The sequence below is a fragment of the Mycobacterium sp. 1245111.1 genome (assembly GCF_001673405.1).
Classification (GTDB): domain Bacteria; phylum Actinomycetota; class Actinomycetes; order Mycobacteriales; family Mycobacteriaceae; genus Mycobacterium.
The window spans coordinates 1-13,452 of the sequence record NZ_LZLV01000110.1 but is presented as its reverse complement, the minus strand read 5'-3'; the positions used below and the strand labels follow the sequence as shown (position 1 = coordinate 13,452).

Sequence of the window (13,452 nt, the reverse complement as noted above, 5' to 3'; positions counted from 1 at the left end):
ACCCGTCAAACGGGCCAGTCGCAGCCGGTCAATTCGACGGACACCTCCCAGAGTCGGCGGGCCATCGCGGTGTCACGCGCCTTGCTGCGCGGCTTGGTGACTTTCGGTTTGCCCCACTGGCTGAACCGTGGCGCGAGATAGGTTCCGCCGGGCAGGTCGGTGGTGACGGCCTGAATCGTCGATCGCGCCCCGACCTGGGCACTGTGCGCGGGGAAGCCGCGAAAGGTGTGGTCGCGTATCCAAGGGATGATGCCGGTGGCGTCACGACTGATGTCGGTATTCGTCGCGCCGGGATCGGTCATGTAGGTGCGGGCGCCGCGGCTCGCCAGTTCGTGATTGAACAGCATCACGGCCAGCTTGGATTCGCCGTAGGCCGACCACGTGGAGTACTTGCGGTTGTTCCAGTTCAAGTCGTCGATGTGCAGCCGGCACAGGGCGTAGGAGGAACTGACCACGGAGATGATCCGGTCGGAGATCCGGTCGGCGAGCAGGCAGGTCAACGCGAAGTGGCCGAGGTAGTTCGTGCCCATATGGGCTTCGAAACCATCCGCGGTTCGCGTCAGCGGCAGGCCGAGGACCCCGGCGTTGTTGATCAGCACATCGACGCCGTCTACGGAGTCGGCAAATTTCCGCACGCTGGCCAGCTCGGCCAAGTCGAGGTGTGCGACCGTCACATCGCCGCGCATCGCGGCGGCGGCCCGCTCCGCTTTCGGGATGGTGCGACAGGCGATGACGATGCTGTGTCCGTTCGCCGCGAGGGTGGCCGCGGTTGCCGCGCCGACGCCACTGTTGCCGCCCGTCACGATGATTCTCACCCGGTGATCATGCTGTGTTCCCGCGGCACATGCAATGGACGTGCGACTGTTGCACACGGCCATTGGAAAGGCCATTTGACGTGGTCAAAAGGCCATTTACGCCCAGTAATTCGGCTTATGTGTGGCTATCTTCGCTGGGCTGCCAAAGTAGGACCACACGCAGTACAGGCTGGCGTTAATTAAGGGGACATTGTGCTCTGGCAAATTTTTTGTATTCGGGATACTTCAAGATCACTCGCGATGTACGCTCTGCGGATTCGGATCTGTTGCAGGTAAATGCAGCAACCACAGGGGGGCTCCAATGTTGAATCTTCGTTGCCTGCTGTTGGCCATTGCCGCCGGCGCCGCGGTCAGTCCGGCCGCACTCGCATACGCCGATGATGGGTTTAGTGACGACGGCCTTACCTTGACATCCGCTGGCCCACACGTGCCCTATACGACACTCGGCCCAGACGGGTATGTGGGGTTCCAGCCGCTTTTCACCGAGTGGCAGCAGTACCAGCCGACCAACGTCGTAATAGACGGTACGACCGTCGGTACCTATAACGTGTTCGAGACCGACTATGCAACACCGTGGAGTGATCAGTCGGTCTACATCTTCGGTTCGGCCACCAGTGGGGGGACCGACCCTGGTGGCCTGGCCGGTGCGACCGTAACCGATTACGCGTTGTTCCCGAGCTTCAACGAGGCCACCGAGCAGCGGCCGCCGGCCGATGTCACCGCCGCGCTCCATGACATCCACGCGGTGTTGGGCAACGGGGAAGTGGACAACCTCCTCACGACGGCCTCGGGCACCTACCTTTCCGTGGATGACCCAGGGGTCGGCTCAGCTCTCTGGTTTGAAGCACCCGGGTCCACCGACGCGACCCTGATATGGAGTGGGCTGGCTGACACGGCAAAGGAGCTGGCAACCGTCGAGCATCTGTCCAACCTGTTGCCGCCCGATGTATGGTGGCCCGGCATCTGACCTGGCCCGGCGGCAGGCTCGGATCGAAAGTCGTTGAGGCGCTGAAGGATCGGGGCCACGACGTGGTCCCCTAGCAGACGGTGTTCAGCCGCTCTTTTTCAACTGCGAGCGGACCTCTTGTCCCGAACAGGACTGCGTCCAGACGAGTTTGGCATCCACGGTGTCTGTACACGACTTGCCGTCTCGCGTCGGAGCTGTGCCGGTCCACGCGCCATCCCGTAAATGCAAATCGAATGCCCCGGTGGGCGTGAGCATATGAGCGCAGCCCGGACCGCACGCTTTGAAGGTCAAGTTCGATGTTTTTCCGGGTATTTCCAGTCCTGTCGTGCTGTCGATCGCCATCGCGGTGTAGCTCCCGATGGGCGGTTCGCCCGCGGCGTGAAATGCCAATCCGACGGCAACGGCGGCGAAGGTGCCGCCGGCCGCCAGTCCCCGTGCAACCCCCATGGCCCGCTCCCAATCCCCGATGAACTACGTGCTGATGAAGATAATGGGCGCGCGCTGCCCGCGATACAGCGTTTTCGCTCGAATCGGAAGCTGAGAATATGTCACAAGGCAGCGGGCGAGTCCTGACGTGAATCTCACCGCTGCCTTGCTGTCCAAACATGAGTCGGGGTGGCGGGATTCGAACCCACGACCTCTTCGTCCCGAACGAAGCGCGCTACCAAGCTGCGCCACACCCCGATTGAAGCTTCGACAGCGTATCGCACCGACTCGGCAGCTCCTAAAGCACACTGCGCCGTCGCCCGTGGTGAGCGATCTGCGCCACACCCCGGCGTGGAATAACCCGACAGTGGGCACCGCTAAATAGACTGATCGCGCACGACGTGCAACGGAAGCAGGTAAATCATGACGGTGTTAGGCGCCGTGGTGTTCGGCGGACTCCTGGCCCTCGGGGTGCTGTGGCTGCTGGTGACCGCTCCCGCCAGCGAGGTCGATCAAGCGTGGAACGACCCGCAGGGGGCCGAGCATGTTGACGCAGCCACGGCTCGCGGAGTTCTGAGCAGCGCGCGGTAAATCCCTTAGCCCATCGAGTACGTGGGCTGCGACCTACTCAGGTCGTATTGCGAGTCACGGCCGCCAGTGGGCGCCGCAATCAATGTCAGCAAGCTGGCTTCCGGCCGGCAGCAGAAGCGCACCGGCGCATACGGCGACGTGCCGATCCCCGCGGACACGTGCAGCCGCATGTCGGCTCCCCACTGCGACGGCCCTTTGGCCCGAGACCGATCCAGCCCGGAATTGGTCACCAGCGCCCCGTAGAACGGCAGGCACAACTGGCCGCCGTGGGTGTGACCGGCCATCACCAACTGGTAGCCGTCGGCGGCGAATCGGTCGAGCACGCGCGGCTCGGGTGAGTGGGTGAGCCCCAGACGTAGGTTCGCGGCCGGGCTGGCCGGGCCCGCAATCGCGTCGTAGCGGTCACGGGCAATGTGCGGGTCGTCGACACCGGCGGCGGCGACATGCAGACCGGCCACCTCGAACTCGCGGCGGTTGTGGGTCAGATCGAGCCAGCCGCGCTCGGTGAACGCCGCCCGTAGGTCTTGCCAGGGCAGCGGCGGGCCCTGCACCCGGTGGCCCGGGTTGGTCAGGTAGTTCAGCGGGTTCTTGGGCCGCGGGCCGAAGTAGTCGTTGCTGCCGAACACGAAGACGCCGGGCACCGAAAGCAGGTCGCCCAGGCTCTGGACGACGGCGGGCACGGCCCGGGGGTGCGCCAGGTTGTCGCCGGTGTTGACCACCAGGTCGGGCTCCAGGCCGGCGAGCTCACGCAGCCACGCCTGCTTGCGGCGCTGGCCGGGGCGCATGTGCAGGTCGCTGATGTGTAGCACCCGCAACGGCGACGAGCCCGGGTCCAGCACCGGGAGGGTCAGCTCGCGCAGCACGAACGCGTTGCGCTCGATCAGCGACGCGTAGCCGATCGCGGCGACGGCCGACCCCAGCGCGACCGTGCCGGTGTTTTTCAGAGCAGTGATAGCCGATGGCATGCAGGCCAGAATACTGCCGGTCGCCCGGTGGCGGTGCGTCACACACCAGCAGCCCCGCTAGGGAGGCGGCGGCGCCAGGATCGGAATCGTGATCGGCGGAAGGCCGGGAATCTCGATCACCTGCGAGCCAACCGGGGCCGGCGGTCCGCCCTCGGGCGGTGGGGGCGGAGCCGGCGGGATGCCGTTGCTGGTCTGGATGGTGACCACCGCGCCCGGAATCGTCTGGCCGTTGGGTGTCGTCCCGACGACCTCGCCGTACTTCGCGCTGCTGTTGATCGATACGGGTTGCTCGGCGACCTGGAATCCGGATTCTTTCAACCGCTGACGGGCGGCGTCGATGTCGAGGCCGGCGACGCTCGGCACCCGCGAGCCCGGGCCGCCGTCGACGTATTCCCTGTCGGTGGGTGGCATCTTCACGTCGCCGAACAGGGTGGCGATCGGCTTCATCGCGGTGAACCACGTGCGGGCCGGCTCGTTACCGCCGTACAGGTTGCCGTCACCACAGCGCCGCAGCGGCGACGAGCACAGGTCCGACGGTGACGTGGAGTCGTCGTAGATGTAGTTGGCCGCCGCATACTGGTTGGTGAAGCCGACGAATCCCGACGACCGGTGCGCCTCCGTGGTCCCGGTCTTCCCGGAGACCGGCAGGTTCCAGCCCGCCGCCCCGGCAGACCCGGCGGCGGTGCCACCGCCCAGGGCGTCCTTGCTCATCGCGTTGGCCAGCGTGTTGGCCAGGCCTTCGGGCACCACCTGCTCGCACGCCTCGGTGGTGACGGAGACCTGGTTACCGTTGCGGTCGATCAGCTTGTCGATCGGGTTGGGCGGGCACCACATGCCGCCGGAGGCCAGCGTCGCCGCGACATTCGACAGCTCCAGCGCGTTCAATGCAAACGGTCCCAGGGTGAACGAGCCGAGGTTCTGCCGTTTGATGAAGTCGGCCAGGCTCTCGTTGCTGTCCTGGTCGTAGGCGCGCGCGCTGCCGGCCTCGGCATATGACCGCAACCCGAGCTTGACCGCCATGTCGACGGCGCGCTGCACGCCCACCAGCTGGATCAGCCGGGCGAACGCGGTGTTAGGCGAGGTGGCCAGCGCGTCGGTGACGCTCATCGACCCCCGATAGTTGCCGGCGTTGACCACGCACCAGGTTTCCTTGGGGCAGCCCTTCGCGCCGCCGTAGCCCATGCCCTTGGTCTGGAATCTGCCCGGCACTTCGAGTTGGGTGTTGATGCCCATGCCCATCTGCATCGCCGCGGCCGTGGTGAAGATCTTGAAGATCGACCCGGCGCCGTCGCCGACGAGCGAGAACGGTTGCGCGCGCATGGTCTCGCCGGCCGCGGTGTTCAAACCATAGGTGCGGTTGCTGGCCATCGCGACGACCTTGTGCGCGTTCTTGCCCGGGCGGATGACGCTCATCACGCTGGCGATGCCTTCGAGCGTCGGGCTGGCGAATTCGTCGATCGCGTGCTTGACGGGCTCCTGCACGTCGGGATCGAGGGTGGTGCGAATCAGGTAGCCGCCGCGCGCCAGCTGCTCGGGGTTGATGCCCGCGCGCGACAAGTAGGCCTGCACGTAGTCGCAGAAAAAGGCGCGGTCGCCGGCCGCAATGCAGCCCCGGGGCAACTCCTTGGGCTGCGGCAGGATTCCGAGCGGCTCGGCCTTGGCAGCGCGGATCGCATCCGCCTCGTTGGGGATGTTCTGGATCATGGTGTCCAGCACCAGATTTCGCCGAGCCAGCGCCCCGTCCGGGTTGGTATAGGGGTTGAGCGCGCTGGTCGACTGGACCATTCCGGCCAGCAGGGCGGCCTGCTGCCAGTTCAGCTCCGAGGCGTTGATGCCGAAGTATGTCTGCGCCGCGTCCTGCACGCCGAATGCGTTGTTGCCGAACGACACCAGGTTGAGGTAGCGGGTCAGGATCTCCGGCTTGGTGAACGTCTTGTCCAGGGTGAGCGCCATTCGGATCTCGCGCAGCTTGCGCGCCGGGGTGGTCTCGATGGCAGCCCGCTTCTCCGCGTCGGTCTGTGCGATCACCAGCAGTTGGTAGTTCTTCACATACTGCTGCTCGAGTGTCGAGCCGCCGCGGGTGTCGGCGTCGCCCGAGGCGTAGCCGGCCAGACCGGTGAGCGTTCCCTTCCAGTCCACCCCGTTGTGCTCGGCGAACCGCTTGTCCTCGATCGAGACGATCGCGAGCTTCATGGTGTTGGCGATCTTGTCGCTGGGCACCTCGAACCGGCGCTGAGAGTACAGCCAAGCGATGGTGTTGCCCTTGGCGTCGACCATCGTCGTCACGGCCGGGACGTCGCCCTCGACGAGTTGCGCCGATGCGTTGCCGACGACCTCGGAGGCGCGATTGGAGACCAGGCCGATGCCACCGGCTAACGGAAACAGCAATGCAGCAACGATGACACTGGCGAGTAGGCAGCATCCGGCCAGCTTGGCGATGGTGACCGCAGTCGCGGGCCGCTCCGACATGGCTACTACACTAGCGGCGCTGCAGCAGACCTCGGCGCGCGCGGTTGTCGAGAATTTTTTCTCCGACCGGAACGCCTCAGGTTTCTCTCAGTTGCAGCTCAGGCCGCTGTTAGTCGCCTGATTCGCCGGTTTTCGGCGCTCTTTCATGATCGGACTGCACGGTCGTCCCAAAAAAGGCGAGTCCAGAATGTTGCGTAATTGGTACCTGACCACGTAGCTTATCCACACAATGAGATACAGGTAACAGCGAGCACGACAGTGTGGCGTAGGTCGCATTCGGGTTACCGGTGGCAAGAGCGAAGGGGAATCGCTGGTGTCAGCTATAAGGACCGCGCCGCGTAAGACAAACGCAGCAGCACCGACTACCGCCGTTCTGTACGGGGCGGAAGCGGAATCGAGAATCACTTGGGTTTCGAAGGCGCTGTGCCGGGCCGCTGATCCTGACGAGCTTTTTGTGCGGGGGGCTGCACAACGCAAAGCCGCGGTCATCTGCCGGCACTGTCCGGTGATGCTCGAGTGCGGTGCCGATGCGTTGGACAACCGCGTGGAGTTCGGGGTCTGGGGTGGGATGACCGAGCGTCAGCGGCGTGCGCTACTCAAGCAGCACCCCGAGGTGGTGTCCTGGGCTGAATTCTTCAGCACCCAGCGCAAGCACCGCAGCGTCGGCTAGGCATTGTCAACCGACCGAAGCGGTCGCCGTCATCTGATCGGCGATCGCGCGCAACGCCTCAAGATCTGAGACGTCGAACGGCAACGACGGGACTCCCACGATTGCGACGTGGGGGTTCGCACCGGTAAATCGCGACAGCAACCGGATCTCTCGTTTCGATGTCGCGGCCCGATCGGCGTGAATCTGTAAGACAGCCTTGGTCAATGTGTTCGCGCCGTCGCTCTCGAGCGTCTCGGCGCCATCGATCGCGCGTTCGACGGGGAGCGAGCACAGCATCGGGTGCGTCCGGTTCAGGATCAGCCCGGCGAGCGGCATCTTCTCCTCCGATAGCCGGTCCACGAAGAAGGATGCCTCGCGTAACGCGTCCGGCGCCGCGGCCGAGACCACGACGAACTGGGTGCCACGGCGCTTGAGCAACGAGTATGTCCGGTCGGCCTTTTCACGGAAGCCACCGAAGGTCGCGTCCAGCGATTGCACGAAACTCGCGGCGTCCGAGAGCATCTGCGAACCCAGGACGGTCGACAGCGCCTTCATCGCCAACCCGACGGCGCCGGTGACCAGCCGCCCGATCCCGCGGCCGGGCCCCAGCAACAGCTTCCACAGCCGGCTGTCCATGAAGCTGCCCAGTCGCTTGGGTGCATCCAGGAAGTCCAGCGCGTTGCGCGACGGCGGGGTGTCCACCACCACCAGGTCCCAGCGGTCCTCGGCCAGCAACTGGCCGAGCTTTTCCATCGCCATGTACTCCTGCGTTCCGGCCAGTGAGGTGGCGACCGTTTGGTAGAACTGGTTGTCTAGGATCGCTTGTGCGCGATCGGATCCCGAATACTGGATCACCATCTCGTCGAACGTGCGGCGCATGTCCAGCATCATCGCGTACAGCTCGCCAGGCACCTCGACATCGAGCGGCACACGTTGCGGTGTATTGCCGAGATCGCTGATTCCCAACGCCTGAGCCAGTCGCTTGGCGGGGTCGATGGTCAAAACCACTACGGTGCGGCCATATTCGGCTGCACGCAGCGCCATAGCTGCGGCGGTCGTGGTCTTCCCGACGCCACCCGCGCCGCAGCACACCACGACCCGGTTGGTGGTGTCGGACAGAATGCCGGCAATGTCGAGAGCCGGAGGCGTGGTGCTCATCGAACTCCCTGCTGCGCAAGCGATTCCGACAACTCGTAGAGGCTGCCGAGGTCGACGCCATCGGCGATGGTGGGCAGTTCCAGACGCGGCACGTTGAGCTCGTCGAGCTGCTCGGCGGTCGACGCTCGCGCGGTGATCCGGGTGGCGTGCTGGATGGTCTCGGTCAACAGGCCGGCGAAGTCCTCGTCGCCGAGCTTGATGCCGGCTGCGGCGAGACCGGCCCGGACCGCGTCGGCGTCGACGTCGCCGTCGGCGGCCTTGGCGAGGTCGTCGGGCGGCAAGTAGGTCGGGATGTTGCGGTTGACGATCACCGAGCCGATCGGCAGACCCAGCTCCTGGAGCTCGTCGATCGCTTCCCTGGTCTCCTGCATCGGCAATGCCTCCAGCAGGGTGACCAGGTGAATCGCGGTCTGGTCGGAATGCAGGATCTTCACCACGCCCTCGGCTTGGGAGTACACCGGGCCGCCCTTGGCGAGATCGGACACCGCGCGGGTGACATCGAGGAAGCGGACGATCCGACCGGTGGGTGGCGAGTCGACGACGATCGCGTCGTAGACCGGTGCTTTGGCTCCCTTGTCCGTGCGGATTACCGCTTCCTTGATCTTGCCGGTGAGCAGGACGTCGCGTAGGCCCGGCGCGATCGTCGTTGCGAACTCGATCGCGCCGATCCGCCTCATCGCCTTACCGGCGAGGCCCAGGTTGTAGAACATGTCGAGGTACTCCAAGAACGCGGCCTCGATGTCGATCGCCAACGCGTTCACCTGACCGCCTTGTTCGGCGCTGGCGATCTTGAGCTCTTGGTAGGGCAGCGGCGGCACATCGAAAAGCTGCGCAATGCCTTGGCGCCCTTCGACTTCGACGAGCAACACTTTACGTCCGCCGGCCGCCAACGTCAGCGCCAGCGCGGCGGCAACCGTCGATTTGCCGGTGCCACCCTTGCCGGTCACGAAATGCAGACGGGCCTTCGACAATCGCGATGGCCAGCCGACGGTGCTGGCGGCGCTCGATGTGGTCCCCACCCCTGCATGCTAACCAGAGCGGCCGATTGGCCTGCCGATAAGCTCGGGATATGAGCCAACCCACAACCTGGGAATACGCAACCGTCCCACTGTTGACCCACGCCACCAAGCAGATCCTCGACCAGTGGGGCGCCGACGGTTGGGAGCTGGTCTCCGTTCTTCCCGGCCCAACCGGCGAACAGCACGTCGCGTATCTGAAACGCCCGAAGTGAGCGCGTCGGCCCGGCTCAAAGAGCTCGGCATCCAGTTGCCGGTCGTGGTGAAGCCGCTGGGGTCCTACGTCCCGGCGGCGCGAAGCGGCACTCTGGTCTACACCTCCGGCCAGCTGCCGGTCCGCGACGGCACGCTGCTGCAATCGGGCAAGGTCGGCGCCGACGTGACGCCCGAACAGGGCAGTGAACTCGCCCGGATTTGTGCGCTGAACGCCTTGGCGGCCATCGACGCGCTGGTGGGCATCGACGCGGTGACCAAGGTGGTCAAGGTGGTCGGATTCGTCGCATCCGCAGCCGGATTCAACGCCCAGCCCGGTGTGGTCAACGGCGCCTCGGATCTGCTGGCCGACGTGTTCGGCGACGCCGGCGTGCATGCCCGCTCGGCGGTCGGCGTGGCCGAACTGCCGCTGGATGCCCCTGTCGAAGTTGAGCTGGTGGTCGAGGTCGGGTAGCGCATGACCGAAGACCTGCAGCATCCCGCGTATGGCCGGCTGCGGCCGGTCACCGACACCGCGTCGGTGCTGCTGGCCAACAACCCGAGCAAGATGACGCTGGACGGCACCAATACCTGGGTGCTGCGGGCGCCCGGCAGCGACGAGGTCGTCATCGTCGATCCCGGACCCGACGACGACGAACACATCGCCGCCGTCGCGGGCGTCGGCCGCATCGCGCTGGTGTTGATCAGCCACCGCCACGGCGACCACGCCGACGCCATCGACAAGCTGGTCGACCGGACCGGCGCGGCCGTACGCTCGGCCGGCAGCGGATTTCTCCGCGGCCTGTCCCGCGAGCTCACCGACGGCGAGGTGATCGACGCCGCGGGACTGCGGATCACGGTCTGGGCGACACCAGGCCATACCGCCGACTCGCTGTCGTTCGTTCTCGACGACGCGGTGCTGACCGCCGACACCGTGCTGGGCCGGGGGACGACCGTTATCGACAACGAAGACGGCAGCCTGGCCGACTACCTGGATTCGCTGCAACGGCTGCGCGCGCTCGGTCGGCGAACCGTGCTGCCCGGCCACGGACCCGACCTGCCCAACATCGAAGCGGTCGCCGACGGGTACCTCGCCCACCGCCGACAACGGCTCGACCAGATCCGCGCGGCCTTGCGCGAACTCGGCGATGACGCGACGACCCGCCAGGTCGTCGAGCACGTCTATGTCGACGTCGACGAAGAGCTCTGGGATGTCGCCGAATGGTCGGTTCAGGCCCAGCTGGACTACCTGCGTCGCTAGCGCGCGCGGGGTTGGCTGCTCGCTCGGTCGCGACCGCGCTGCGCGCGCTCTTACCTCGCGCGCCGAGCCAGCCGCTCGGAATCCGAGATCAGTACGCTCTTGCCCTCCAGGCGAATCCAGCCGCGGTGGGCGAAGTCGGCCAGCGCCTTGTTCACGGTTTCGCGGGACGCGCCGACCAGTTGGGCGATCTCTTCCTGAGTCAGGTCGTGGGTCACCCGCATCGCACCACCCTCCTGGGTGCCGAACCGCTGGGCGAGCTGCAGCAGCTGCTTGGCGACCCGGCCTGGCACGTCGGTGAAGATGAGGTCGGCGAGGTTGTTGTTGGTGCGCCGCAGCCGGCGGGCCAGCACCCGCAGCAGCTGCTCGGCAATCTCGGGCCGATCGGCGATCCAGGCGCGCAGCGCGTCACGATCCATCGACACCGCACGAACCTCGGTGATCGTGGTGGCACTCGAGGTCCGCGGACCGGGGTCGAAGATCGACAGCTCACCGAACATGTCGGACGGACCCATGATGGTCAGCAGGTTTTCCCGGCCGTCCGGCGAGCGACGGCCGATCTTCACCTTGCCCGAAATGATGATGTACAGCCGATCACCCGGCTCGCCCTCCGCGAAAACTGTGTGTCCGCGCGGGAAGTCGACGGGTTGCAGCTGCTTGGTCAGCGCGGCGACGGCGCTCGGTTCCACCCCCTGGAAGATTCCGGCCCTCGCCAGGATCTCGTCCACGTTGCCCCTTTAGCTATTCAGAAGAACTCCGGTAAGCACAGATGTGCATGGCGAGTCTAAAAGTAAGCCTTGGACTCGACGTGCCAACGCTACACACGATTGGCATGCTCACGCGGCGCAAATTGCCGATTCGCCCGCGAATGCTGCTGCCGTTGCCGGGATATACCGGCTTGATTGGTGGTCGCGCCGGTGGCAGCCACCAGCAGCCGATCGGTCGTCGGGTCGTCGCGGCTGGGTAGATACGGCGCCTCACCAGTCGCGCGGGCCATCCGGCGGTGCAAACAGTCCAGCGCCTCGGGCATTCCGTCCCGGGCCAATGTGCGCACATCTATAGGCTCGGCCTGCTCGAGAAATTCAGCGACATCAGTTGCGGTAACTGTGTCTTTTTCCAAGCCCGCTTCAAGCCGTTCAAGCCCGAAAGTTGCCAGCATTAGCAACCCCGGGGTGAATGCAACTAGCAACCAGGACACAAGCAGCAAGTAAACACGGCTAAGGTCTCAGCGGGATCACGAATCAGTACTGTCGTCGAGGTGACAATGGGCAAGGTTTCTCGGGCCGCCGCCAAGGGGTCAGCGGGCCCGTCGGCCGCCGTGGCCCGCCGTTTCGCCTCCGAGACCCGAACCGGCTTGGTGCGTCGAGCCCGGCGGATGAATCGCAAACTGGCAGAAGCGTTTCCGGGCGCACACTGCGAGCTGGATTTCACCACACCGCTCGAATTGGCGGTGGCGACCATCCTGTCGGCGCAGAGCACCGACAAGCGGGTAAACCTGACCACCCCGGCGCTGTTCCTCCGTTACCGCACGGCGGTGGACTATGCGCAGGCCGACCGCGACGAACTCGAAACGCTTATTCGCCCGACCGGTTTTTTCCACAACAAGGCGACGTCGTTGATTGGCCTCGGGCAAGCGTTGATGGAGCGCTTCGACGGCGAACTGCCCAACACGATGCAAGAGCTGGTAAGGCTGCCCGGGGTGGGCCGCAAGACCGCCAACGTGATCCTGGGCAATGCGTTCGACGTGCCCGGGATTACCGTCGACACCCATTTCGGCCGGTTGGTTCGCCGGTGGGGCTGGACCACGGAGGAAGACCCGGTCAAGGTCGAGCACGCGGTCGGCGAGCTGATCGAGCGCAAGGAGTGGACGCTGCTCAGCCACCGGGTGATCTTTCACGGCCGCCGGGTGTGCCACGCCCGAAAACCGGCCTGCGGGGTGTGCGTGCTGGCCAAGGACTGCCCGTCGTACGGCACCGGCCCCACCGAGCCGGAGATCGCCGCCGCGCTGGTGACCGGCCCGGAGACCCAGCACCTCCTGGCGATGGCCGGGCTGCCAGAACTCCCGTGCTGAGCACGCGAAACGCCCGCTGGACCGTCGCGGTCCTGGTGGTGGTCGCCGCGTTGGCGATCGCCCTGGTGATGGCGTTACGCGATGCCTCGCATCCCTCGTCCGCCCCCGGGACCGCCCCGGCCCGCGACCACCGCGATGCCGACACCCCGGCCGCACTGGCCGGGCCGCGTCAGCGGGCCGACCTCGTGCCGTGTCCGCGGCCGAGCGGGCAACCCGGACCGGCGGCGCTGCGGGCGGTGACGGTGGACTGCGCGGGCGACGGCTCGGTCGTCGACGTCGGTCCGGCGCTGGCCGGCCGCCGCGTCGTGCTCAACCTCTGGGCCTATTGGTGCGCGCCGTGTGCGGCCGAACTTCCGGCAATGGCGGAGTACCAGCGACGGGTCGGCACTGAGGTGATGGTGGTGACCGTTCACCAGGACGAGAACGAGACCGCCGCCCTGCTGCGGCTGGCCGATCTCGGCGTCCGGCTGCCGACGCTGCAGGACGGCAGCCGTCGGATCGCCGCGGCGTTGCGGGTGCCCAACGTGATGCCCGCGACGGTCGTGCTGGACCCGGACGGTAGCGTGACGAAGACGCTGCCCCGCGCTTTCGCGACTGCGGACGAGATCATGGACGCGGTCGGGCGGCTGGATGCGCGAAGGGGGCGCCAGTGACCGGAGGCGGCACGCGCAGGAGCCTGGGCACGGATCTGCTGACACCCGAATTCGGCCCGCCCTGGCTGCGACCGCTGGTCGACAACGTCGCCGAGATTCCCGACGCGTACAAGCGGCGGCTGCCCGCCGACGTGCTGGCGATGGTGACCGCGTCCAAGGCGCTGGCGGGCAACAAGGGCCGCGACGCCGCGGTGCTGGTGCTGTTCTCCGGCCCGCCGGCAG

At 66.1% G+C, this 13,452-nt stretch carries 16 protein-coding genes, 1 tRNA gene and 1 pseudogene; 9 read left to right on the top strand and 9 right to left on the bottom strand.

What is annotated here, in order from left to right; all coding sequences use genetic code 11:
- Nucleotides 1-5: 5 nt before the first annotated feature.
- Nucleotides 6-815: an SDR family NAD(P)-dependent oxidoreductase gene (locus A5658_RS16150; RefSeq protein WP_067337220.1), complete on the bottom strand. Its 810-nt coding sequence runs from the start codon at nt 813-815 to the stop codon at nt 6-8.
- A 301-nt stretch (nt 816-1,116) separates the two neighbouring features.
- Between A5658_RS16150 and A5658_RS16145 the strand changes: the two genes are divergently transcribed.
- On the top strand, nt 1,117-1,782 hold the full coding sequence (locus tag A5658_RS16145) for a hypothetical protein (RefSeq protein ID WP_156751503.1): 666 nt from the start codon (nt 1,117-1,119) through the stop codon (nt 1,780-1,782).
- An 84-nt stretch (nt 1,783-1,866) separates the two neighbouring features.
- Here A5658_RS16145 and A5658_RS16140 read toward each other — a convergent pair whose 3' ends face one another.
- Nucleotides 1,867-2,229: a hypothetical protein gene (locus tag A5658_RS16140; RefSeq protein ID WP_067337075.1), complete on the bottom strand. Its 363-nt coding sequence runs from the start codon at nt 2,227-2,229 to the stop codon at nt 1,867-1,869.
- Between the two features lie 163 nt (nt 2,230-2,392).
- Nucleotides 2,393-2,466, bottom strand: a tRNA-Pro gene (locus A5658_RS16135).
- 165 nt (nt 2,467-2,631) lie between these two features.
- Here A5658_RS16135 and A5658_RS28155 point away from each other — a divergent pair.
- Entirely contained in the window at nt 2,632-2,799 is a 168-nt protein-coding gene (locus A5658_RS28155) for a hypothetical protein (protein ID WP_156751502.1), read from the top strand.
- Nucleotides 2,800-2,804: 5 nt separating this feature from the next.
- On the opposite strand, the gene A5658_RS16130 is transcribed toward A5658_RS28155, so the two are convergent.
- Nucleotides 2,805-3,764 carry a metallophosphoesterase gene (locus A5658_RS16130; protein WP_067337071.1) on the bottom strand — a complete coding sequence of 320 codons (960 nt, stop codon included), beginning with the start codon at nt 3,762-3,764 and terminating at the stop codon, nt 2,805-2,807.
- Between the two features lie 57 nt (nt 3,765-3,821).
- Nucleotides 3,822-6,233, bottom strand: coding sequence for a transglycosylase/D,D-transpeptidase PonA2 (gene ponA2, locus A5658_RS16125; RefSeq protein ID WP_067337067.1), 2,412 nt, complete (start codon nt 6,231-6,233; stop codon nt 3,822-3,824).
- Between the two features lie 313 nt (nt 6,234-6,546).
- Here ponA2 and A5658_RS16120 point away from each other — a divergent pair, with 313 nt between their 5' ends.
- Nucleotides 6,547-6,903 carry a WhiB family transcriptional regulator gene (locus A5658_RS16120; protein WP_067337063.1) on the top strand — a complete coding sequence of 119 codons (357 nt, stop codon included), beginning with the start codon at nt 6,547-6,549 and terminating at the stop codon, nt 6,901-6,903.
- Nucleotides 6,904-6,909: 6 nt separating this feature from the next.
- On the opposite strand, the gene A5658_RS16115 is transcribed toward A5658_RS16120, so the two are convergent.
- On the bottom strand, nt 6,910-8,040 hold the full coding sequence (locus A5658_RS16115; RefSeq protein WP_067337060.1) for an ArsA family ATPase: 1,131 nt from the start codon (nt 8,038-8,040) through the stop codon (nt 6,910-6,912).
- Nucleotides 8,037-9,059: an ArsA family ATPase gene (locus A5658_RS16110; RefSeq protein WP_067337057.1), complete on the bottom strand. Its 1,023-nt coding sequence runs from the start codon at nt 9,057-9,059 to the stop codon at nt 8,037-8,039. The genes A5658_RS16115 and A5658_RS16110 overlap by 4 nt, the downstream gene beginning before the upstream one ends.
- Before the next feature lie 50 nt (nt 9,060-9,109).
- Here A5658_RS16110 and A5658_RS28150 point away from each other — a divergent pair, with 50 nt between their 5' ends.
- Genes A5658_RS28150 through A5658_RS16100 form a run of 3 tightly spaced genes read left to right on the top strand, consistent with a single transcriptional unit; the run spans nt 9,110 to nt 10,509 of the window.
- Entirely contained in the window at nt 9,110-9,271 is a 162-nt protein-coding gene (locus tag A5658_RS28150; protein ID WP_156751501.1) for a DUF4177 domain-containing protein, read from the top strand.
- Nucleotides 9,268-9,723, top strand: a complete 456-nt coding sequence (locus A5658_RS16105) for a RidA family protein (RefSeq protein ID WP_067337054.1) — start codon at nt 9,268-9,270, stop codon at nt 9,721-9,723. Before A5658_RS28150 ends, A5658_RS16105 begins: the two co-directional genes overlap by 4 nt.
- Nucleotides 9,724-9,726: 3 nt before the next feature.
- The gene (locus A5658_RS16100) at nt 9,727-10,509 is read left to right on the top strand and encodes an MBL fold metallo-hydrolase (protein ID WP_067337050.1); all 783 of its coding nucleotides are present in this window, start codon (nt 9,727-9,729) and stop codon (nt 10,507-10,509) included.
- Nucleotides 10,510-10,559: 50 nt separating this feature from the next.
- Here the strand turns inward: A5658_RS16100 and crp are convergent, their stop codons facing one another.
- Together crp and A5658_RS16090 are read right to left on the bottom strand one after the other, a co-directional pair.
- Entirely contained in the window at nt 10,560-11,234 is a 675-nt protein-coding gene (gene crp, locus A5658_RS16095) for a cAMP-activated global transcriptional regulator CRP (protein WP_023368605.1), read from the bottom strand.
- A gap of 89 nt (nt 11,235-11,323) precedes the next feature.
- The gene (locus A5658_RS16090) at nt 11,324-11,665 is read right to left on the bottom strand and encodes a hypothetical protein (protein WP_082993206.1); all 342 of its coding nucleotides are present in this window, start codon (nt 11,663-11,665) and stop codon (nt 11,324-11,326) included.
- A gap of 216 nt (nt 11,666-11,881) precedes the next feature.
- Here A5658_RS16090 and nth point away from each other — a divergent pair, with 216 nt between their 5' ends.
- The 3 genes and pseudogenes from nth to A5658_RS16075 form a co-directional block, all read left to right on the top strand.
- Nucleotides 11,882-12,577 (top strand): endonuclease III, encoded by a 696-nt coding sequence (nth, locus tag A5658_RS16085; RefSeq protein WP_369830536.1) that lies wholly within the window; start codon nt 11,882-11,884, stop codon nt 12,575-12,577.
- Nucleotides 12,571-13,230 (top strand): TlpA family protein disulfide reductase, encoded by a 660-nt coding sequence (locus tag A5658_RS16080; RefSeq protein WP_369830534.1) that lies wholly within the window; start codon nt 12,571-12,573, stop codon nt 13,228-13,230. Before nth ends, A5658_RS16080 begins: the two co-directional genes overlap by 7 nt.
- Nucleotides 13,227-13,452: pseudogene (locus A5658_RS16075) on the top strand (CoA pyrophosphatase); the annotation flags it as partial. The gene A5658_RS16080 and the pseudogene A5658_RS16075, both read left to right, overlap by 4 nt.